Source organism: Pseudomonas sp. P9_2, assembly GCF_034008255.1.
GTDB lineage: Bacteria > Pseudomonadota > Gammaproteobacteria > Pseudomonadales > Pseudomonadaceae > Aquipseudomonas > Aquipseudomonas synxantha_A.
Window position 1 is genome coordinate 4,187,781 of sequence record NZ_CP125376.1, and the last position, 22,542, is coordinate 4,210,322.

11 protein-coding genes and 1 pseudogene are annotated in these 22,542 nt (G+C 55.1%); 9 read left to right on the plus strand and 3 right to left on the minus strand.

Annotation, left to right across the window (positions count from 1 at the left end):
- Nucleotides 1-4 precede the first annotated feature (4 nt).
- Nucleotides 5-481 carry a DUF3757 domain-containing protein gene (locus QMK52_RS18920; protein WP_194438136.1) on the plus strand — a complete coding sequence of 159 codons (477 nt, stop codon included), beginning with the start codon at nucleotides 5-7 and terminating at the stop codon, nucleotides 479-481.
- Here QMK52_RS18920 and QMK52_RS18925 read toward each other — a convergent pair.
- Nucleotides 473-1,159, minus strand: a complete 687-nt coding sequence (locus QMK52_RS18925; RefSeq protein WP_194438137.1) for an SOS response-associated peptidase family protein — start codon at nucleotides 1,157-1,159, stop codon at nucleotides 473-475. The genes QMK52_RS18920 and QMK52_RS18925 overlap by 9 nt on opposite strands.
- Nucleotides 1,160-1,242: 83 nt before the next feature.
- Between QMK52_RS18925 and QMK52_RS18930 the strand changes: the two genes are divergently transcribed.
- The 3 genes from QMK52_RS18930 (at nucleotide 1,243) to umuC (ending at nucleotide 3,241) form a co-directional block, all read left to right on the plus strand.
- Nucleotides 1,243-1,452, plus strand: coding sequence for a hypothetical protein (locus tag QMK52_RS18930; protein WP_320403239.1), 210 nt, complete (start codon nucleotides 1,243-1,245; stop codon nucleotides 1,450-1,452).
- A 96-nt stretch (nucleotides 1,453-1,548) separates the two neighbouring features.
- A complete protein-coding gene (locus QMK52_RS18935) occupies nucleotides 1,549-1,974 on the plus strand; it encodes a S24 family peptidase (RefSeq protein WP_320403240.1) in 426 nt (141 codons plus the stop codon).
- A complete protein-coding gene (gene umuC, locus QMK52_RS18940) occupies nucleotides 1,967-3,241 on the plus strand; it encodes a translesion error-prone DNA polymerase V subunit UmuC (RefSeq protein WP_320403241.1) in 1,275 nt (424 codons plus the stop codon). Before QMK52_RS18935 ends, umuC begins: the two co-directional genes overlap by 8 nt.
- 142 nt (nucleotides 3,242-3,383) lie before the next feature.
- On the opposite strand, the gene QMK52_RS18945 is transcribed toward umuC, so the two are convergent.
- Complete coding sequence (locus QMK52_RS18945) at nucleotides 3,384-7,175, minus strand: hypothetical protein (protein ID WP_320403242.1); 3,792 nt, start codon at nucleotides 7,173-7,175, stop codon at nucleotides 3,384-3,386.
- Between the two features lie 331 nt (nucleotides 7,176-7,506).
- On the minus strand, nucleotides 7,507-7,722 hold the full coding sequence (locus QMK52_RS18950; RefSeq protein ID WP_320403243.1) for a hypothetical protein: 216 nt from the start codon (nucleotides 7,720-7,722) through the stop codon (nucleotides 7,507-7,509).
- A 540-nt stretch (nucleotides 7,723-8,262) separates the two neighbouring features.
- Here QMK52_RS18950 and QMK52_RS18955 point away from each other — a divergent pair.
- The 5 genes and pseudogenes from QMK52_RS18955 (at nucleotide 8,263) to QMK52_RS18975 (ending at nucleotide 22,477) form a co-directional block, all read left to right on the plus strand.
- Entirely contained in the window at nucleotides 8,263-9,306 is a 1,044-nt protein-coding gene (locus QMK52_RS18955; RefSeq protein WP_320403244.1) for a fimbrial protein, read from the plus strand.
- Nucleotides 9,307-10,236: 930 nt separating this feature from the next.
- Nucleotides 10,237-19,371: pseudogene (locus QMK52_RS18960) on the plus strand (non-ribosomal peptide synthetase); the annotation flags it as partial.
- A gap of 149 nt (nucleotides 19,372-19,520) precedes the next feature.
- Entirely contained in the window at nucleotides 19,521-20,729 is a 1,209-nt protein-coding gene (locus tag QMK52_RS18965; RefSeq protein ID WP_320403246.1) for an MFS transporter, read from the plus strand.
- Nucleotides 20,730-21,334: 605 nt separating this feature from the next.
- Entirely contained in the window at nucleotides 21,335-22,075 is a 741-nt protein-coding gene (locus QMK52_RS18970; RefSeq protein ID WP_005789034.1) for a hypothetical protein, read from the plus strand.
- 132 nt (nucleotides 22,076-22,207) lie between these two features.
- Nucleotides 22,208-22,477, plus strand: a complete 270-nt coding sequence (locus QMK52_RS18975) for a hypothetical protein (RefSeq protein WP_050989042.1) — start codon at nucleotides 22,208-22,210, stop codon at nucleotides 22,475-22,477.
- Nucleotides 22,478-22,542: the final 65 nt, after the last annotated feature.

The following is a 22,542-nucleotide window of genomic DNA, read 5'->3' on the forward strand; positions in this document are numbered from 1 at the left end:
GTTCGTGCGTCTTTTTGTCTTAAAAGGGATTATTTTTTTTCAGTTGTTCGCGATTTTCCCTACGGAGGCTAGTAGCCGGTACTTTGATATCCCGGCTTGGCCAGGTGACGAAGAATCATGCCCCATCCCCGGGCACATAAAAAATAACCGAGGGGTATTTATTTCGCCAGCCAAATCGGAAGGTGTTGATTGGGTCGGTGTGTTGCCCGGTGACGGGCTTGCTAGTGTGGTGGCATTCGAGAAAGCGGTTTTTGTGTTGACTGAAGAAAACTCAAAAACTCGCGGATTTTTAATCAGCTGCATCTACACCACATCCGAGGGAAGATATCTGAGAATGAGGCCAAATACTGGTAATAAAAATGATGGGATCATGTGGATTGTCAGGTCTTCTTCATGGAAGAGATCGGGTGATTTTTCATCAAAAACAATTTTGGAGTGTGCGGACAAAGGCGATCGCGCATGTGGCTTTTTCTTAAAGTAACGACATCGGAGTGATTAGCTCGGCCCCCTTGTTCCGCACATTGCCCACAGCCGTATCGACCTTGAACCACTCGAACACCTCAGACGGTTCACCCTGGTGGAGCACCATCTGCTCGGCTCGCTCTTTGGGTGTGGCTGGATCCAACCATTCCCGGGCCAGGTCCGGCGTCAGCACCACGGGCCTCCGGTCGTGAATGTCCACCATGCCCCCGGCACTATCGGCGGTAATGATCACAAAGCCGTCGTGCTCGCCTGGGCCTTCATCATCATCTGGTAGCTGGCCAATGGCGGCACAGAATATCGGTGCGCCATCACGCCGGCGGATGAGGTAGGGCTGCTTCTTTGGGCCGCCTTCATCCACCCACTCAAACCAGTTGTCGATTGGAGTGATCGCCCGGTGCGGCCAGATCGCCCTGAAGAACGGACCATGCGCCACTTTTTCTACGCGTGCGTTGATAGGTGCTGCCCGGTCTTTCGCCCAGTGCGGCCGCCATCCCCAGCGTACCGGATCAGCGTGGAGCAACTCTCCCTGCAGATGCAGCAGTGCCACCGCGGTTGTCGGTGCCACGTTGTACCGTTCAATTGGCTGATCGCCCACGGAGTTCGCCAGCGCATTGGGCATACTCAGCGCTGCAACGAAATCGTGGATTCCCCGGTACTGTGAAAGTCTCCCGCACATAAGCATCTCCGCTCGTCGGCGCCGATGAACAGCCGGTCCCCGGCCAATCTCTACACTGTAGACACTGGCCCAAGGTATTCGTCATGGCGACCAACATTGAACAGGTGAACGCAATGGAGGCGTGGTTTGCACTCCGCAATGATCCCGCATTCATATCGGCCACACCTGAGGAGCGCTACGAAACGCGGCTGGCCCTGGCGGACGACTTGAAGCAGCAGGGCCTGATAGATGAGGGTGAGTGGCGGGAGCTGACGGAAGAGGCAGTCGCCGCATACGCAGATGAATTGGTCTGACGCGGCCGCTTGTCAGATATCTCTTACACCAAATTGACCGCAAGCCATCTGCGCTATTAACTGTACATTCGTACAGCATCTGTAAAAGGCCGCATCATGAGCTTCACCATTTTAGGTCCTATCGCTGAGGCAGGCGCGAAGCTGCCTATGTGTTCGTTCCAGGTTCCAGCCGGCTTTCCTTCGCCGGCGGCGGATCATATTGAGCAGCACATCTCATTGGATGAGGTTCTGAATATCCGCGCACCGCATGTGTACCTGGTAGCAATCACCGGGGAAAGCATGCAAGGGATTGGTATCTTCGAAGGTGATCTCGCGGTAGTAGATCGTGCCATTGAGCCTGCTCACGGGCATATAGTGGTGGCGCTGCTGAACAATGAGCCCGTCTGCAAGCGCTTATGTAAGCGCGGCCGGGAAGTGATCCTCCTATCAGAGAACCCCAAATACCCGGCGCGTTACGTTCTTGAAGGGGATGAGCTTTCAATCTGGGGCGTGATCACCAGTACAGTGCGCAGTCATGTCTAAATCGCCTGTGTTCGCACTTGTCGACTGCAACCGTTTCTACGCTAGCTGTGAGCGCGTGTTTCGCCCGGATCTGGCGCGCGTCCCGATCGTCGTCTTGAGTAACAACGATGGCTGTGTCATTGCGCGTAGCTATGAAGCCTCTCCCTTCGTCAAAATGGGCGAACCGTATTTTCAGATTAAGCACAAACTCAGACAGCACGGGATTGTGGCCTTCTCGTCGAATTACGCGCTGTACGGGGATATGAGCCAGCGCGTAATGAGCGTGATTGAATCGCTGGTGCCGGCCGTAGAGGTGTATTCGATTGATGAAGCATTTGCAGACCTGACCGGTATTGCCGGTTTGGACGCCCTGGGCCGACAGATCCGCGCCCAGGTGCTTCGATGTACCGGCATTCCGGTTGGTGTAGGTATCGCTCATACAAAGACCCTGGCTAAGCTGGCAAACCATACCGCGAAGCGGCTACAGTCGCAGACTGGCGGAGTTGTCAACATCACGGACCCGGTCAAGCGCGACTGGGTGCTGCGCAATACGGACGTGGCTGAAGTGTGGGGCGTTGGCCGCAAGATGAAACTCCACCTCGGTGCGATGGGCATCAAGTCGGCCATGGACCTAGCTAAGGCGGACCCCTGGACGCTCCGTAAGAAGTTCAGTGTGGTGATTGAGAAGACGGCCAGGGAGCTGGGCGGCACGCCTTGCCTGGAGCTGGATGAGCCCGACCCGCCAAAGCAAGAGATCTGCTGCAGCCGCATGTTCGGTAAGCGGTTGACGGAGTTGCAACCGATTAAGGAGGCCGTGGCTACGTACATGATGCGAGCCTCTGAAAAGCTCCGCGCACAGAGTTCTCTATGCAAGAAGGTGCGTGTTTGTATCCGCACCGGGATGTTCAATCCTGAGGAAGCGAAGTATGCCAACGGTGTGGTGGTAGATATGCCGTACCCCACTGATGACGTTCGTCTGCTAACCCAGGCGGCGATAGGCGCGCTGGAGCGAATATTCCGGCCAGGCTTCAAGTACAGTAAGGCAGAGGTGATGTTGCTCAATCTATGTCAGCCCGGTGAGTACACCGGTGATCTATTCGCCCCGTCCCAGCCGACCGAAAAAACACGGTTAATGACAGTTCTGGATGAGATCAATGTTCGCTGGGGAAGAGGCACGCTCCGCTCAGCAAGCGTGCCGACAGATCCTGACTGGGCCATGCGGCGTGAATTGCTGAGTCAAAGCTACACAACCAAGCTGGATCAGCTTTGGTCTGTAGCCTGTAGGTAATGGCTGCTGCTTTCGGCCAAAAGCTGCCGTTGAGATTGACCATAAGGTCAGGCGGGCGCCCATACCCGCCTATGTTCGACGCATAATCTTTCACTGGAAGCTATAACACGAGCCTGCTCTTAGGAGACAGATCTTGGGCTTCTTATAATTTGGCGCTCGAATGATCGAGGTGCTGTAAAAGCGTCTCCACATCTCCTACAAAAGTACTTTCAAGTGCTGGAACTTTGGCGAATTGCATAGGCACGACGCCACCTACGATGAGGCATGAGCAGATCCTTGGGGTCTCGATACCGATATAGCGCCCGAGCTGTGTCAATCCTTGCTGAAGGCGGTCTACCCGCATGAGGTGGCGCAGTAGCTTGTCTGGCTTACCGTTCTTTCGCGCCCCTTTGTAATCCGAAAGCAATGCAGCGATTTCCGAGTAGTTTCTGCGGAAGGTAAGGTCCTTGCACTCGATGACCAATACCTCTGGGCGGTCATTGTGCCAAGCCAGCACATCAACATCTCCGTAAGCGCGTTCCAGTTTTTGTTTGAGAATCGCTGAAAGCTCGATGTTTTCTAGCGCTTGCCAGCCGGTAGACCGGAGCATCTCTGCGACCTCTGCATTGAATGTGTGACCTTCGTTGGCCTTGCCCCACCATGCATCACGCATCTCTGGGGTGGTGAAGAAGTCCTGGTCGATTGTTCCGGCATGAGCGCCGCGGAGCACGTTAAAAAAGCCACGACGCACGAGCGAAGGCAAAACCAAATATGTCGGATCGTCGTTGAGGTCCAATTGGACTATGGGACGACTTACCACTGAGAGACGACGGCCAAATCTCCAGGGCAGAATGTCCCGCCCTTTGAAGCCACTGGGTGGCGTACTCCAAGAGTCCCGCGTGACTAAGGCGAAGCGGTCAAGGAAGTGGAGCGCTGCTGGCTGGTCAGCGGCGCTACCCAGCAAGTTTAGTAATTGACTTTTTGTCATCATTAGCACCGCCTCTTGTTTGACGATCCCATCATTTTCTAGCGCATCCAGCATTTTTCGGCCGTCGTCAATGGTGAACCCCATTTCCTTCTTCCAAGCTTGGAGGAACTCATCCTCCAAAAGATGAGCCGTGGAGTCCAAGGTCACTGGAGCCGCATAATACCGATCATGGTCTGGCGTTGAGCGAACATAGCGGTCGCCCATGACTGTACTGAGCATAGGAATTACCACAGTTTCAGCGAACGCGTCGGCCAGCAAGATTTCCCCTAGCGGCGAAATTTTCAGTCGCGGCTCCAAAGCTCCGTAGTAAATGCCATCGGACCAGCTACCCAAGCGGTTCAACAGAGATATCTCGGCGAAAAGAGCTTCAATTTCCAGATTTGAGGGTATTCGGCCATCGCCTAAAGGGCATGCACAGATGGCCATTTCAATCAGGATTCGGCTGCATATCTGCGTAGTCGCCAAGGCCGAGAGCCTTTCGACGACCGTGCTGCGCGTGGCAGGCGTGTCACCATGCAAACCAAGGACTGCGGCGGAGGTTCGTTTCCAATGCTGCTCGTCAGCCTCTCCGACCGCATGATTGATTAGTAAGCGTTTGGTCAGCTTGTAGCGATTCAGAGTTTGCAGTTGAGCCATCACATGCTCGACCCGTTTATCGACCAAGGCATTTAGGAATGCACGGCATTCAGCGTCCCCTTCGATGTGATTGGATCCCTCGTGAACCGTCCAACCAAGGCCGAGCCGTAACGTGGCGCTATCAATGTCGTCGCAAACAAGAGGTTTAGCCGGTAGTGTGTCCCGTACATAGTCAGTGAAGGCGTGAGCATGCATGCGGTGAAAATGTCGGCCGCGATCATTCGGCACGGCTCGAGCCAGAATATCGCTCGCAACAGCGCTCATCGGTGCTTTCGCTACCAGCGCGGCTAAAGCCTGGATAGTGATTTTGCTGAGTATATGTTCAGCAATGTTTTGCGGATTCTGAAATGCATGAACATAACCTGGCAAGAAGGTAATGGTTGCCTCGTGAGCAGACGTGATTCGAAAACGGATAAGGGTATCGAGGTCTTGCGGGACCTCAGCGTCGTAGCGCTCAAACTCTTCTTGTGAGTCCTCAAAGCAAAATAACAGTGAGTATGTGGCGGACAGAGATGCGAGTTCTTCCGTAGCATCGACGATGCGGGCTACGCGTGCGACAAGCATTTCCCAAAGCCGGTAAACCAAATCGCGTGAAGTGAATGCAGGGGCAGCGAGGCGTACCCAAGTCGTGGGTTTCCCCAGGCACGCAGCAACCAATTCACCCTGCTTTAACGCGGTCAAGGAAACATAGATACGTGAATCTGCGGAGTTCGGGAAATACGGTTTTTTCTGTAAGCGCTCCAAGTAGTGAGCCGCTCCACTGCTATCCATTCGGACATGAAAATCACGTGCATAGTCCGCGCGCGCGCGGACGTCACGTAAGAGATTGAGAGGAGGAGAAATGACCAGCGGCGATTCTGGACTGATTCTTCCTTCTTCCAACTGCGCATGGGGAATCAAGTGCCCGTCATTCAATTCGACCCAGCCGATTAAATTCACGAGACCGTTGAGGTTCATGATTTCAACCCCTGCCGGCTGCAGGGTGTCTACGGACGTTTGTAAGCGCCAGAATCGCCCCATCGCCATAGAATCAAGATCGCTTAACCGAATCAGGTCGGCGAGCGCAATTGTTTCGGTTTTCCAACGCGAGTCATCTATGCGTGGTATTTGAATGCCCATCCCTTTGCCCCAACCGCAAAGTACGAACAGGTGGATACCTGCATGGAAAGATTTCTTTGATTGGGCCATTGTCGCCGTAACGGCCACTTCAAGATCTCGCGTCATGCTGTCACGTGGAACCGCCGTATATTTGAACCCACCATCTCGATGGGTCGCTATTGACGGCAAAATGAAGTGCATTGCTAGAAGGTGCCCGTAGTCGAACTCAATCAAGGCGCTGGCATATTGATCGACTCCTGAAGAGCGCCAATGCACCGGACATCCTGAAAAAGTGCCGAACAGCTGAGTCTCGAAGACCTTACGGCTCAACAGCTTGGCGTAATTTCGGTTGAAGTTTTGTACCTGACTAGTCGCTAACACGTACGCGATCACGTGATCACGCAGAGCGATCGATATCGCGGTAGGCAACATTGCGATAAGTCCATCGGCCGTTTCCAACAGAGGTTGGCGATCAAGCTGACTGAGTCCCGGCTCATGCGTTCGCAGCGCTTCGCAATCCTTTTCAACATTGAAAAAAGGCTCCAGGTCCTCACGTTGGACGCCTCTTGAACTTAGGGCCTCGAATCCTAAAAAGGCACGTCGTTGGAGTTCAAACGCTTGAGGTAGGTCTTCAACAACCAACTGGGCCATGATCTTATCTGAACCTGTCTGATACCGGGTCAGGCCTGATTGCTTACAGACCTCATCCGCGACTACCAACAATGCGCGTACCTCCTTGCGAAGACGTTTATATTGAGGTGTGTCAGGCATCCCTGACAGCAGGTCCACGCAGCATTGGGTGTAGAAGCCTGCATTCTCCCAGAGGCCTTCGAGCAGTAAAAAGTCTTCCTGGTCATCCGCAACCAGGGTCACGAAGACATCTTCAGCAGCATCCTCCCCCGAAGTCGCCTCAGACTGATCAATCATTTCAAACCACCTAGCGGCATCCACTAGGTCAGGTTGTTCCACACCACGAGCATTCACGAAAGCCAATGCGACCAACAACTCCAAGCGCAATGTATTTGACTGGTAATCGGGATGAGTCAGCAGTCCGGCCAGCAGGGCAAGGCTTGCACCTTGCTCAAACTTCTTAAGATCCATCAATAAATCAGGAACAACACTCTCTACTTCAGACAGGGGCAGGTGGAGTGATGCCCATCTCATCCGCTTGGCAAAAAGCTGTTCAAAGGCTTTCATATCAATTGAAGGGGGTACATCCGATGTAGTTTCCATCTGCCGTCCTTTGTCTTGTCCATGAATGTTGTGCACCTCACGTCAATGACGGTGCAGTCATGTCATCATGCCATCCACCAAGGCACATAGCAGCATCGTCCGCAGAGTTTGCTGCGCCTGATGCACTGAACATCTGCGTGACCTATAGATCTCGGACATTTCTTCGTTAGGATCTTCCCTCATGCGCATGGTCCACTGCCTTCAGTGAAGATCATCGAGGGTGGAGCAATGCGGTTATGGACGACCGGCAGCTTCTGGCCGATTGCTGCCTGTCAGCACCTAAGGCTGCCGGTGTTGGAATCACCGGCTACAAACCTGAGATGGTTCAGACTTAGCCGGAATTCGAACCTTTGAGCTTGGCTAAGCCCTGTTTGATGTAGCCGGCGTTTTCACCAATCGTGTCAAGCGCGCCACGAACGTTATTCCCAACCTCTGACGAGCTTTGCTGCTCCAGGTGCAGTGTCAACTCCATTAAGGCTGCCTCCAAGGCCAGTTGGTTGGTGTACATCCTCTCAAGCACATCGCACAGCGAATAATCACCAAGCATGGCGTAAGCTCCCTTCGAGAAAAAAGTAGAAGCATAGTACCGGTCGCTCCCTTGTCAGGCAGTGATTTCAACTTGCTTGGAAATTGCTGAAACGCGAAAAGATTATAGAGGCTGAGTATGGGGACCGGGGTGTGGGAGGGTAGACCGCCCGATCCAACATCGAATGATTGGGCAAGCGGGATTCTGTGGACTCTCGTGGGGCATAAATGGGGCAAACCGTACGCCAATCTATGCCATCTAATGCCCATTATGCATTTATGCAACCTGCCGTGAATGAGCGTCACAGCCCGCAGCCACGGGCCGATCCCTCAAAATTCCCCACATACCCCTACACAATTGGGGTGTGCTTTATCAGAGACGGTTTAATCGTAGCCTGGCCAAGCCCTGATTGATGTGCTCAGCGTTTTTGCCGATCACGAATAAAGCCGTGAGAGCGGTCTTCCAGCCCCTTTTTTGTACCACGTGTAGGATTTATCTTTGATAAATATAGGATTTATCAGCTGAGTTTTGTGAGTGGTCTGCTGGTGCGCTCTTTAGAAATTGAATACTGTATTTTTTAATACAAATAATTTTTTTGGTTTGTGGATGGATTATACAATGAGGTTGTTCTATTGCTTTGTGATCGCTTTTTTTATGTGCTCTATAATGCAAGCGCAAGCGTTTGGGGTGTTTACACCAGGGAATGCCACTGTGCAGCTGCCAGTGTCTATAAGCACCCCAGGTAGTCTTGCCATTGGTAGTGTTATTTGGTCTTCTCCTATAGTTGTTACGCAATTGAGTAATGTCGATGAGAGATATTTCCAGGTTTCATCAAGTGCATCCCAAGTATCTGGATTTGAAGATGTTTTTTTTACGGGTGTCGCAGGTATAGGAGTGAGGTATAAGGTGTTGGCTACTACTAGGGATTACCCCGGTGGGGTAAATGCGAAGATTGGAGTTAGGTATCCTATAAAACAGTGGGCAGCGGGTGACAGCTATCAGCAAGAATTCTCAATTGAACTCGTTAAGGTGGGATCCATTAGCACTACTTCGGTTACTGTTCCTAGTTTAACTATGTATCTGTGTCCTGACTACGGTCAACCTTGCTGGTCTAGGTTCACTCTGCAAGTTAGTGGTACTTCCTCGGTCAAGGTCGGACCAAGTTGTAAGGTCTCCACGCCCGTCATTCCGGTGCGATTGGGGAAGGTATCTTTGAGCTCTTTTGCTAACATCGGAGATGCATCAAGTCCAAGCTATTTTTCTATATCACTGTCCTGCACGGGCGGGGATGTAGGCGTGTCAACATATCCTTATGTCACTTTGACTGATGTTGTTTCACCCGGAAATATTTCGGATGTACTGTCGTTAAGTACTGGTTCAACTGCAAGCGGGATAGGTATACAAGTTTTTCACGGTGATGACCTTCTAAAATTTGGGCCTGACTCTTCTGCCCCAGACAATGTTAATCAATGGAAAGCAGGTGAAATCAAGCGTGGCGAAGCGTTATTTCAAATCCCACTGCGAGCGCGATACGTGCGAACTGGTAAAAGCATGCAGCCTGGTACTGCCAATGGGCAAGCTACTTTTACATTTAGCTGGCGCTGAATATCTGGCTCGTGAAGAAATCTTGTTCATATCGTGCCCACCGATGCGTTTAAATTAACGTTGTGACTTAAGGTGTTCTCAGTATCGAGTGTTTCGAAGCATAATAATCCTTATTTCTTGATATCTATGCAGACCGCAAAGGCGTTTTGCTAGCAGCGTGCAGTTTCCAATATGACGCTGGGAAGGGTGTTAAGACAGTTCCAAAACTAAAAGCGTACCCCTTGTAGAATGCGATCTCCAGCTCTATACATTTCTCTCAGTAATGGAACTCTTTTTGCATTCAAGGCCGCAGCCAGCCTGCATTTGCATAGCGGTCTTGAAAACCGGCGAACGTTAATAGCGTTCCCAGGGTTCGAATCCCTGGTTTCCCGCCAAACACGAGAAAAATCCCGCGAGTTAACGCTCGCGGGATTTTTTTTGTCTGCGTTTTTTGCATTGATTTTTTGGGGCTTTCAGGGGGGTAAACGGCCAGCATCACCTCGTTGGCGAGCAAGGCCAAAACGCTGAGGCGGGGTATGAAGGATCGGTTTTAGATCGATGTTGACTTCGAAGTATCAGGGGTAGACTCTGAGCCTTGCAGGGCTTCGCAGCTTAAAATCTGCCTCAATCATCTTGCTGAAGGATTGCTTTTTATCTCTAACGCAGACACATGAATGTCCAGATTTATCAGTCCATGGACCTTTTTGTCATGGTGGTAAAATAATCTGATTTTTACCTGCGGTCTGCATGAGAAGCCTGCAAATCTTGGGCTGCTGCCGAGCCTGACTTATACGAAAGACCCTGGTTAGTTCAAATGATCAGTACGTTGCCTTGAATGGATTGAGGCAATTGGCCGCTAGGGGCGGGCGAAGCTTTTTCATGGACTTGCACTTACCTGATGGAGGTGCAATCAATCGTTAGAAGTGAGTTAGTTCACTTCTGGAGGCAAGGATGCACGACCTGGTTACGTCTGAAGATTCTGTTCATGTATGTATTCACACGCTATTTGAGGCAAACGTTGCGCGCTGTCCCGAGACAAGGGCGCTGGTCTTTGAGGGCGAAGTGCTTAGCTATGACGAACTTAACGTCAGGGCTAATCGGTTGGCGCATCGACTGATCGGATCGGGCGTCGGGCCTGACCAGCGTGTGGCGATCTGTGTTGAGCGTTCCCCGGCGATGGTTGTAGGCCTGATGGCGATCCTGAAGGCGGGCGGCGCCTATGTGCCTCTTGATCCCGAAAGTTCGGGGGAGCGGCTAGCGTTCATTCTGGGCGATACGGCGCCGGTTCTGGTGCTCGCTGACGCGGCCGGTTGCCATGCGCTCGGGGACGCTTTACAGGCGTATACCGTCCTCGATCCTGGCGATAGCTTTGTTGAAGCGCACGCCAACCCTCAAGTGGTCGGCCTCACCCCCCACAACCTTGCCTATATCATCTACACCTCTGGCTCAACCGGACAGCCCAAGGGCGTCATGGTCGAACATGCTCAGGTGGTGCGTCTGTTCGACACCACACATCGATCCTTCGGTTTTGACGACCGTGATATCTGGTGCCTTTTCCACTCATTCGCTTTTGACTTCTCGGTCTGGGAACTGTGGGGCGCCCTTCGTTATGGTGGCACGTTGGTGCTGGTTTCGCATGCTGTCACTCGTACACCGAAAGCGTTTTACCAGCTTATTTGTGAGCAGGGTGTCACCGTCCTGAATCAGACCCCGAGCGCCTTCAGCGCCTTGATGGAATACACGCAACCGTCATCGGACCGATTGCGTTATGTCATTTTCGGCGGCGAAGCTTTGCAGCCGGGGATCTTGCGCGACTGGTACGGCGCGCGGGGAGCGTCTGGCCCGCAACTGATAAACATGTATGGAATCACTGAAACCACGGTTCACGTCACTTTTTATCCGCTGACACCTTTGGATGCGCAACAAGCCCACAGCGTGATCGGTCAATGTCTGCCGGATCTGAGCCTCTACCTTCTGGATGCGCACGGCCAGCCCGTACCCGCAGGGGAAGTGGGAGAAATCTATGTCGCTGGCGCTGGTGTGGCACGCGGCTATCTGAACCGGCCAGAGCTGACGGCAGAACGCTTCCTGCATGATCGCTTCTCGGGCGAACCCAAGGCGCGGATGTACCGGTCGGGGGATCTGGCGCGTTATCTGCCAGACGGCAATCTGGCGTTCCTGGGACGTAACGACGATCAGGTGAAGATCCGCGGCTTTCGCATCGAACTGGGTGAAATTGCAGCTAAGTTGGCCGAGCACCCTGGCGTCCGTGAGGCGGTGGTGGTGGCGCGAGGCGAGGAGGTCGACAAGCGCCTGGTCGCTTATGTGTTGACGCAGTCCGAGGTTTCGGACTCCGGCCTGGCGTTGGCGGGTGTGCTACGTGAATACCTGAACAACCGTTTACCCGAATATATGGTGCCGTCTGCCTTTGTGCGGATGGACAGCTTCCCGTTGACGGCCAATGGCAAGCTTGATCGTAAGGCCTTGCCTGCCCCGCAGGAGAGCGCTTATGCGCGTGAAACCTACGAGGCGCCACTTGGCGCGACAGAGATCCTCCTTGCCGGAATCTGGTCGCAGCTGCTGGGCGTTGAACAAGTCGGTCGTCAGGACAACTTTTTTGCCCTCGGAGGCCATTCGCTCATGGCCGTGCGGCTGGTCAATCGTATTGCCGCCGCCGGGGCGGAACTGCCCCTTGCATCCTTGTTTACCTCGCCAACGCTCCAGGCTGTGGCATCGGCTGTCGACGCCCGACGAGACGCAGGTGCCGGGGCGTGCGCAGCGATTCAGCCCCTGCATCGTACGCAGCCCCTGCCGTTGTCTTTCGCGCAGCAGCGGTTGTGGTTTCTGGCGCAACTGGACAGTAACATCAGCGACGCCTATCACATCCCCCTGGCGCTGAGATTGCGCGGCCAGTTGGATGTGAAGGTTCTGCAGCAAGCCCTTAATACACTGTGGTCGCGTCATGATGCATTGCGGTCGGTCTTCGTCACCCAAGCGGGCGAGGTCGAGGTGCGCCTGCTGGGCAGCGGCGACGGTCTGCCATTACGCACGATTGAACTGGTCGGGCCCGACCAGGAAGCAAAGCTTGCAGAGCTTTGTACCCAAGAGGCTTGTGAACCCTTTGATCTCGCTGCAGGCCCTTTGATCAGGGCTTGCCTGATCCATGTGCCTGGCACCGCCTGCGGTGAAGAGCACGTATTGCTGCTTACGCAACATCACATCGTTTCGGATGGCTGGTCGCTCGGTATCCTGTTGCCTGAACTGAGCGCACTCTACACGGCCTTCAGCAAACATCAGACCAATCCGTTGCTGGCGCTGCCTATCCAGTATCCGGACTATGCCGCCTGGCAGCGGCAATGGCTGACCGGTGAGCGCTTGAACCAACAGGCCACGTACTGGAAAAAGACGCTGGCCGATGCGCCAACCCTACTCGACCTGCCAACGGACCGGGGTCGGCCCGAGCAACAATCCCTTGTCGGCGCCTCGGTGCCGATCGAGTTCAGCGCAGAGCTCACAATTGCCCTTAAGCATTTCTGCCAGGAGCAAGGCGTAACGCTATTTATGGCAGTGCTGGTGGCTTGGTCGGCCGTGCTGTCACGTCTGTCAGGGCAGGAAGATATTGTGATTGGTGTGCCAAGTGCCAACCGGGGCCATAGTGACATCGAGTCGCTGATCGGTCTCTTTGTCAACACATTGGCGCTGCGGGTTGATCTTGGCGGCGCCCCGAGCGTTGCCGAGTTGACTGCGCGAGTGCGCGAGCGAGCACACCAGGCCCAGGACCATCAGGACCTGCCGTTCGAACAAGTGGTGGAGATAATCCAGCCGCCTAGACGATTGAGTCATACGCCATTGTTTCAAGTGGTGTTCGCCTGGCAGAACTACGATGCAGGCCAATGGGCTTTGCCCGGCCTGGAAGCCAGCCCGGTGGGTTCTTCCTACGCAGTAGCCCGGTTCGATCTGGAGTTGAACCTTGCCGAGATCGGCGACCAAATCGTGGGTGCTCTTGGCTATGCGACGGCATTGTTCGACGCGGCCACAATTGAACGTCACGTTGGATATCTGAAGAATGTCCTTGGGGCGATGACACAGGATGCGAGCCAGACCGTCGCAAAAATAGACCTGCTTGACCCATCTGAGCGCACCTTGTTGCTCAAGACATGGAATTCGATGGATGAAGTCCACCCTGCGCATCAGTGTATTCACCAGCTGTTCGAGGAGCAGGCTGCGCTCAATTTTGAAGCTACGGCGCTGGTCTTTGAGGGCAAGTCGGTCAGCTACGGTGACCTCAATGTCAGGGCCAATCGGTTGGCGCACCGGCTGATTGCCTTGGGCGTAGGGCCTGACCAGCGTGTGGCGATCTGTGTCGAGCGCTCTGTGGCAATGGTTGTCGGCCTGCTGGCGATTCTGAAGGCCGGGGGCGCCTACGTGCCGCTCGACCCGGAATATTCGGGCGAGAGACTGTCGTTCATTCTAGGTGATACCGCTCCGGTGCTGGTGCTGGCCGATGCGGCCGGGTGCCAGGCACTCGGTGACGCGTTGCAGGGCCGAACCGTACTCGATCCCAACGAGGTTCATGCACAAGGGGCAGTCGAAGCGGATGCTGACCCAAGGGTTGCTGGCCTTACCCCCGAGGACCTCGCCTACATCATCTACACGTCGGGTTCAACCGGGCAACCCAAAGGGGTGATGATCGAACATGCTCAGGTGGTACGCCTGTTTGACACGACACGCGCCGATTTTGCTTTCGAGGCCAGTGATGTCTGGTGCCTCTTCCACTCTTTTGCTTTCGACTTCTCGGTGTGGGAACTGTGGGGCGCCCTCCGTCATGGAGGCACACTGGTGTTGGTGCCACATGCGACAACCCGCTCCGCGCAAGCGTTCTACCAGTTGATTTGCGAGCAGGGCATCACCGTTCTTAACCAGACCCCGAGCGCATTTACTGCTTTGATGAAGTATGCACAGCCATCGTCGGACCGGCTGCGCTATGTCATATTTGGCGGCGAAGCGCTGCAGCCCTCGACTCTGCGCGAATGGTATGGCCAACGTGGCGACTCTGGCCCGCAACTGGTGAACATGTATGGGATTACGGAAACCACGGTCCATGTCTCTTACTACCCTCTGACCTCAGCCGATGCGCGACAAGACGAAAGCGTGATCGGCCAGCGTCTTCCGGACTTGAAACTCTATCTTCTCGACGCCTTTGGCCAGCCTGTTCCGATGGGCGCTACGGGTGAAATGTACATCGGCGGTGCCGGCGTCGCGCGTGGTTATCTAAACCGCCCCGAACTGACGGCTGAACGCTTCCTGCGCGACCCTTTTACGGAGGAGTCCGCTGCGAGGATGTACAGGTCGGGGGATTTGGCTCGTTATCTTGCGAACGGGAACCTGGTGTTCCTGGGGCGCAATGATGATCAGGTCAAGATTCGCGGTTTCCGGATTGAATTGGGTGAAATTGCCGCCCGATTGGCTGAGCATCCGGCCCTTCGCGAAGCGGCGGTGGTCGCGCAAGGTGAGGCTGCCGACAAGAGGTTGGTCGCCTACGTCGTCGCGAATTCAGACATCCAGCCTCTGCAAGTTACCGGCGAGGCCGGCTTGGCTTTGGCGGGCACGCTGCGTGATTACCTGAGCGACCGTTTGCCCGATTACATGGTGCCGTCCGCCTTCGTGCGAATGGACAGTTTGCCGCTGACGGGCAACGGCAAGCTGGACCGGCGAGCGTTGCCGGCTCCAGAGGACGACGCCTTTGCGCATGCACGCTACGAGGCGCCGTTGGGTGCGATTGAGGTCACACTTGCCTGGATTTGGTCAGAGTTGCTTGGGGTCGAAAAAGTCGGTCGTCATGACAATTTCTTTGCCCTTGGCGGGCATTCACTCTTGGCGGTGCGATTGATCGAGCGGTTACGCCGTGAGAACTTGAGCCTGGCTGTGCGGGATTTGTTTCAGACGCCGGTATTGTCGGTACTGGCTGGAAAGCTTGGTCAACACTGCGAGGAGGTGGTGCCACCCAATCTAATCAGGCCTGAAACACGTATTATCACGCCCGACCTGTTGCCGCTGATAGATCTCAGCCAAGTGGACATCGACCTGATCGTTTCACAGGTTCCTGGGGGTGTGGCCAATATCCAGGATATCTATGCGCTCTCACCCATGCAGGATGGCATCCTCTTTCATCACCTGTTGGCGAAGGAGGGTGACCCCTACTTGCTGGTTGCCCAGATGGCCTTTGCTGATCGTGAAACACTGGAGTGGTATCTGTGCGCGGTTCAGCAGGTTGTAGACCGTCACGACATTCTGCGCACAGCCTTTGTTTGGGACGGGTTGTCCCGTGCAGCGCAAGTTGTATGGCGCCAGGCTCCTCTCTCGGTCGTCGATGTGGTGCTCGATCCGGCAAATGGTTCTGTTACCGATCAGCTTTCGCAACGTTTTGATTCCTGCCGGCATCGGATCAACCTGACGCAGGCGCCCGTACTGCGCTTTATAGTTGCGCATGACCCTGGCGCAGACCGGTTCATCCTGGTGCAACTGCAGCATCACTTAATCGACGACGCTTCGTCATTGCAGTTTTTTTATCACGAGGTACAGGCTTTCCTCGCTGAACGTAGTGAGCAATTACCTTCGCCTCAACCGTTCCGCAACCTGATAGGTCAGGTACGGTCAGGTAAAAGCGTGGCCGAACATGAAGCTTTCTTCAGGTCCATGCTGACTGACATAGAGGCGCCGACGCTGCCCTTTGGGCTGGCACAGGTGCATCTGGACGGCGCACAGGTGAGCCAGACCTATCGCAGGGTGTCTGCCGATCTCAATGAACGGTTGCGGGCTCAGGCGAAGCGGTTGAACGTGAGTCTGGCCAGCCTGTGTCACGTGGCCTTTGCCCAAGTACTGGCGCGCACCAGCGGCCAGGAAAAGGTTGTGTTTGGTACGGTGCTGTTTGGGCGCATGCAAGCCGGTCATGGCTCAGATCGAGCTATGGGCATGTTCATCAACACGCTGCCGATCCGATTTGACTCAGGTGGCATGGGTACCGCCCAAAGCGTCCAGCAGGCACATGCCCGCCTGGCAGCTTTGCTCGCCCACGAGCATGCCTCGCTGGCGCTGGCGCAACGGTGCAGTGGGGTCGCCACGGGCACGCCGTTGTTCAGCGCCTTGCTCAATTACCGGCACAATGACCTGGCGGGCTCGGACAACATTGTTCAGACCATGGGGCAAATCAAGGGCGCTGAGTTCTTGAGTGAGCAGGAGCGGACCAATTACCCGTTTACGTTGTCTGTCGAAGATTTCGGTCACTCGTTGGGGTTGACGACGCAAGTGGTGGCGCCATTCGATTCCGTTCGTGTATGTGCCTATATGGAGCAGGCATTGGACAGCTTGGCTCAGAGCCTGGAGCACTCGCCGCAGCGCCCGGTTCGACAGCTGAATATTCTGCCAGCGGCTGAACAGACATTGCTGCTCCAGACGTGGAACCCGACGCCCGCATCTTCCCTGCAAAAGCTGTGTATTCATCATGTGTTCGAGGCGCAGGTTGCCCGCACCCCGCAGGCGACAGCGCTGATCTGTGAAGGCAAGACGCTCAGTTACGCGCAACTCAATACCAGAGCTAATCAGCTTGCACTGCGGCTGGTTGAACTGGGTGTGGGGCCAGACCAGCGAGTGGCTATTTGTGTCGAGCGTTCCATGGCCATGATTGTGGGGCTCATGGCGATCCTGAAGTCGGGCGGCGCCTATGTGCCGCTTGATCCGGCTTATCCGGCAGATCGTCTGGCATACATTCTTGACGACACGGCACCTCTATTGGTGCTGGCCGATACGGCCGGGCGGCAAGCGCTAGGTGAGGCTTTAATGTCTTACACCGTGCTTGATCCCAATGAAATACCGGCACGAGCGGATGCCAATCTGCAGATCCGCGGCCTCACATCCCGCCATCTGGCGTATCTGATTTATACCTCGGGTTCGACCGGCAACCCCAAGGGCGTCATGATCGAGCATCGTGGGTTGGTCTCATCCACACTGGCAAGGACTACGTTCTATAAGTCAGGCATTGGCGATGTGTTCTTACTGCTGTCATCCATGGCGTTCGACAGTTCGGTAGCAGGCATTTTCGGAACGTTAACAACCGGAGGTGCCTTGTGTGTGCCCGGTAGCGATGCGGTCGTAGATCCCCGCATCATCAGCCGCGTTTTGATTGAAAATGAAGTCACGTCCTTGCTGCTGGTGCCGTCACTGGCAAGACTGGTCCTTGCACAAGTCGCCCAAAGTGGATATGCACAATTGCGTCAGGTGATAGTGGCGGGTGAAGCCTGTCCTGGGCAGTTGGTCCAGGAGGTGGCTTCAGCCTTTCCGGCGGTTGAGTTATTCAATGAATATGGCCCGACTGAGGCGACGGTCTGGGCGGCGGTCCATCATTGTTCCTTGGATGACGTTGATCCGGTTCCTATAGGCCGCTCGATTTCTAACGCCTGCATTTACCTTCTGGATGGCGACGGCACGCCTGTTCCACTGGGAGCGGTCGGTGAGATTTACATTGGAGGTAGGGGAGTTGCGCGTGGGTATCTGAACCTGGTCGAACTGACGGATGAGCGTTTCTTGCCTGATCCTTTTTCCGCTACTCCCGACGCGCGTATGTATAGGACAGGTGACTTGGCTCGTTACCAGGCCAATGGAAATCTGGTGTTTTTGGGACGTAATGACGACCAGGTCAAGATTCGCGGCTTGCGGATCGAGCCGGGTGAAATCGCTGCCAGGCTGGCCACGCACCCTTCCATCCGCGAGGCGGTGGTGGACGTGCAAGGTGTGGACCTGGACAAACGCCTGATCGCATATGTAGTGACGCAGCCGGCGGTCTCCAAAGATGATATCTGCATCCCTGATGCCGCCACGGACGCGAATCTGCCGATAGCAGGACGACTGAGAGATTATTTAAGTGAGCGCCTACCCGACTACATGGTGCCGTCAGCCTTTGTGTTGATTGAATGTTTGCCGCTGACCCCCAATGGCAAGCTTGACCGGCGGGCCTTGCCTGCTCCTGGAGATGAGGCCTTTGCCCACGCGGCGTATGAGTCGCCGCGAGGTGAGACGGAGACTATCCTGGCAGCACTTTGGTCAGGCTTGCTTGGACTTGAGCGCATCGGTCGACAGGACAACTTCTTCGCACTCGGCGGTCATTCGCTCATGGCTGTTCAGATGATGCAGAAGATCAGAAATTATGGTTTGGAATGCTCGCTTGGCGATATTTTTCAACACCCTCGATTGGCCAACCTTGCCGTTCAGATCGCACAGTCTCCTGTGCCCGTTCCGCAGGTCGGGGTAATTACCGTGCGCGCGGGCGGGGCTGAGTGCCCGGTGTTTTTCGTGCCCTCGGGGTTAGCCGATTATTCGTATGCTGTTTCGCTTGCCCAGCAAATCCGCTCCAGCTGTCCGGTCTACGCATTGCCGTGGGCTGCTATCGGTGATCCTTTGCCGCACTCATTGGAAAATATGGCCGAAAGGATGATTCCGCTTATGCAGGCGATACAGCCTGAAGGGCCGTATCGCATTGCCGGGTATTCTTCTGGTGGGATTCTCGCCTATGCCATCGCCCAAGCGCTGACAGCAAAGGGGGCCAGCATTGAGTTTCTAGGTTTCATCGATGTTCCTGCTCCGCATAAGTTGCCCTATAAAAACCATGGCATCAGACGCTACTTTATTGAGCATGTGAAAGCGGTTGCCTCGGAATCGGAGCGATACAAGTTCGATGTGCTGGATGAAGGGCAGGAGATATCCGAGCTGATCACAAAGGCCCAGGATTTGGGTGGCTATGATGTCAATGCAGACGTTGCGCTGGAAACAGCCAAATGGCACGGCATTTATCATTTTTCGCAGATTGCCCGTGCCTACAAACCCGCGCCGTTACCGGTCAATCTCCATCATTTTTTCGCGACTGAACCAGAGGCCGGTGCTTTATCGCAGGTTGGCAGGGTGGGCGGGTGGCGCGAGCTGTTGCCTGACTGGGCGATCAGTTCGGTTGCGATTCCAGGCGGGCACGTCTCGATGATGGAGGACTTCAATAATCGCACGCATTTGGCCGCCGCCTTGAATCGAGCGCTGTTGTAGCGCTTTTCGCCCCTCTACACGCGAGTGGGCGCGCCGCTGCCCACTTGCATGCACGAGCAAATAACCCATCAGTGTTGATGAAGGCCGAATCCGCATGTGTCACATGCGGCGGCGCGTTCATCAGCATTACCTTATGAAAAGGAGCAATCATGGCGAATCCCTATCGCGAACTTTTGACTACCCCGGGCGTCATGGGATTAGTCGTAGCGAGCTCCATTGCCCGCCTGCCGCAGGCAATGATCGGCATCGGCATCATTACCATGCTGGTGCAGCAGACAGGGCTTTACTGGCTGGCGGGTTCGGTGGCCGGTACATTCACTCTGGCGAATGCCCTGATTGGTCCGCAAATCTCGAAACTTGTGGATCAGCGCGGCCAACGTCGGGTTCTACCCTACGTGACGGCTTTCAGTATTGGTATGTTATTGGCGTTGATACTCGCCGTCTACATGAGTGCCCCAGCCTCACTGCTATTCGTTCTGGCAGCGTTGGCAGGCACGATGCCGAGCATGCCTGCGATGATCAGAGCCCGCTGGACAGAGCTTTTCCGTGGCAAGCCGCAGTTACATACGGCCTTCTCTCTAGACACGGTTCTGACCGAACTTGCCTTTATCGTCGGCCCGCCCCTTGCCATTGGTTTGAGCGTGAGTTTTTTTGCCGAAGCCGGACCGCTTGTCGCGGTGCTGTTGCTGATCGTCGGCGTTACTGCTTTTCTCATGCAGCGCCAGACTGAACCGAAAGTAGTCGTGGGCATCAGGCGTAACGCAAGCTCGACTCTGCTTATCCCCGGCGTCCGCACCATTGTGCTGGCACTTTTGGCAATGGGTGTAATCGGCGGATCGGTCGACGTGGCGGTTGTTGCCTTCGCCAACGCGCAGGGCTGGCCTGCCTCCGCCAGCTTCATCCTGGCGGCCTATGCGCTTGGTTCAATGATCGCGGGCCTCACATTCGGTGCACTGAGAATCTCTTTGCCGATTGAAAAGCAATTTTTCATCGGAGTGTTGATAACGGCGGTCACTTCCGTGTTGCCTATTCTTTCACCGAACGTCTACATCCTTAGTGCAATGCTGTTTGTGGCCGGAATGTCCTTCGCGCCAACAATGGTAGTTGTCATGAATCTTGGTACGATCATTGTTCCACCATCCCGGATCACTGAGGGGCTTACATGGATGACTACAGGCATCAGTATCGGTGTCGCGCTCGGTGGCGTGTTGGCGGGGTTGGTCATTGACATCTATGGCGCACAGGCAGGATTTGGTGTGGCGATTGTCGCGGGCTTGCTCATGGTTGTGGTTGTGCTTTTGGGGCTGCGTACACTTCGCACTACGCCTGTGGTTTGCACAGAGTTGAACTTCCAGTGATGATATGAATGCCGCTCGTACGCTGGTTGATATTGGGCCTTGCGGTGATGATATTTCTGGACACGGCGCTTAGTTAGCATGGGCCGTGTGCGTGCGGCAGACCTTTGCAGCAAGGCGCCAAAAGCCCCGTAAATCCGGGGCTTTGTCTCGGGTTATTTGAACAGGCCGCCAATCGCATTGATCGCATCCGCAGCCTTGTTCACGTTCTGTTGGTGCTGGTTGTTGGTATCCACCTGCGCCTGGGGGATTGTAGTTGCCGCTGACGCAACTTTTGTTTGCCAGCGTCACAGGGCGGTGGGTGATATCTGGATTGTCACCGTGGTTTCGGTCACGTCCTTGTTGCTGCTTGAGCCTATGGTGGTTTGGTCGCTGTTTCATGAAGCGCCTGGGCGCGGCGCGTTGGTCGGGTTTTGCCTGGGCGCCTTGGGGATGCTTGCCACGATAGTGCTTTAGCGCATCCGGCCATCAAGTGCCGGGTCAGATCAGCGCCTGTAGTCCTATGCTTATCTGACCCGCACCGCTGCACTTTTTTCCATTTTGCTGATCTACCCCTGTCCCGGCCACTCGACTCCCGCACGTGGCCCACAGAATCAGACCCGGTGCCGATGGATCGAACGTCAACTGTTTTTACCTCTCTATGGCCGCTGTTGCTGGCTGCGCTGCTCGCGCTCTGCGCAGTGGGTTGTAGTCAGCAGCAGGGCCGCGATATCGCCAGGCAATTCAGCGATGGCAAGCCCGATGAGTTCTTCCAGACCAGTGTCGATCGCATGGCCACCCTGGGGATGCGCGACAACCTGCAAAGCCTCTACCTGCTGATGAGCAAGCTTTACCTGCGCAACCCCAGCCAGTGGCGTCAGTCGGGCTATCCGGATGCGGTGAGCGCCGCTCGGGTCATTCGCCAGGCCATCGAAAACCGTCAACCCTTGCCCGCACTGGGAGACCGGCGTGATCTGGCCGCCCTGAGCTACTCCCTGAGCCCCGACTTTCGCGGCGACCGCGTCGGCGCGTTCATCTATGCGATTGGCAGCATGCTCGTGACCGCCCACGGCGGGCGTACGCAGTTTTATGTGACCGACTCGATTAACCCCCAGTTTGTCAGCAATGCGGCGCGCAATATCGAAAAGGCCACCTGGCTGCTCAGCCAGCGCCAGGATGCCAACGGTGTATTGCTGTTGTTCTCCAATGAAATATCGGAGGAGGGCAGTAACCTCAGTTTTGCCGTTGAGTTTGGCAAGATCGTTGCGCGCCTGGACTTGCTTACCCAAATCCTTGATGAGCGTTACCGACGCATTGGCCTCAATTACGCGCAAAGTTTATTGCTGATGAACTTCCTGCCGGTGCAGTGAGGCGCATCCATCGAACAATCAGTGGGGTGTTTCCCTTTCTGCTGTAGGAAGGTGCCTATCTTGCCTCTCGCTGCTTGAAACCCTTGCCTGCGAGCAATAGCCTCGGATTTTTCTTAAACACGAGGCCCTCCCTTGGGTAAACGAAAAACGGTTTGGCCCACGGATCGCGAAATACGTTTGCGGTTTATCCTGTTCGCGGTGATCGACGCCGCGACTGCTCAAGGCGTCTCTGCCGAGTTGCTGTTGCCGGCGCACACGCTGCTGCGCAACTCACCCTCGCAAGCCCAGTTACTGGATGCCCTGGGCGAGATTCTGGCTACCGATGAAATGTACGGTTTCCGCTTTGCGCCGGGTTCCGATGCGGATGATCTGATGCGGGAATTGGCGGAGCCGGACGGCTGAAACCTGCCCGGTACTGTTTTGCCGGTGCCATGGTTCGTCAATAAGGCGTGACCTGACGGGCGTGC

Coding starts and splice junctions, on each gene's coding strand:
- QMK52_RS18925 (WP_194438137.1), bottom strand. CDS start 1,159: ATGTGCGGGAGACTTTCACAGTACCGGGGAATCCACGATTTCGTTGCA.
- QMK52_RS18930 (WP_320403239.1), top strand. CDS start 1,243: ATGGCGACCAACATTGAACAGGTGAACGCAATGGAGGCGTGGTTTGCA.
- QMK52_RS18935 (WP_320403240.1), top strand. CDS start 1,549: ATGAGCTTCACCATTTTAGGTCCTATCGCTGAGGCAGGCGCGAAGCTG.
- umuC (WP_320403241.1), top strand. CDS start 1,967: ATGTCTAAATCGCCTGTGTTCGCACTTGTCGACTGCAACCGTTTCTAC.
- QMK52_RS18945 (WP_320403242.1), bottom strand. CDS start 7,175: ATGGAAACTACATCGGATGTACCCCCTTCAATTGATATGAAAGCCTTT.
- QMK52_RS18950 (WP_320403243.1), bottom strand. CDS start 7,722: ATGCTTGGTGATTATTCGCTGTGCGATGTGCTTGAGAGGATGTACACC.
- QMK52_RS18965 (WP_320403246.1), top strand. CDS start 19,521: ATGGCGAATCCCTATCGCGAACTTTTGACTACCCCGGGCGTCATGGGA.
- QMK52_RS18970 (WP_005789034.1), top strand. CDS start 21,335: ATGGATCGAACGTCAACTGTTTTTACCTCTCTATGGCCGCTGTTGCTG.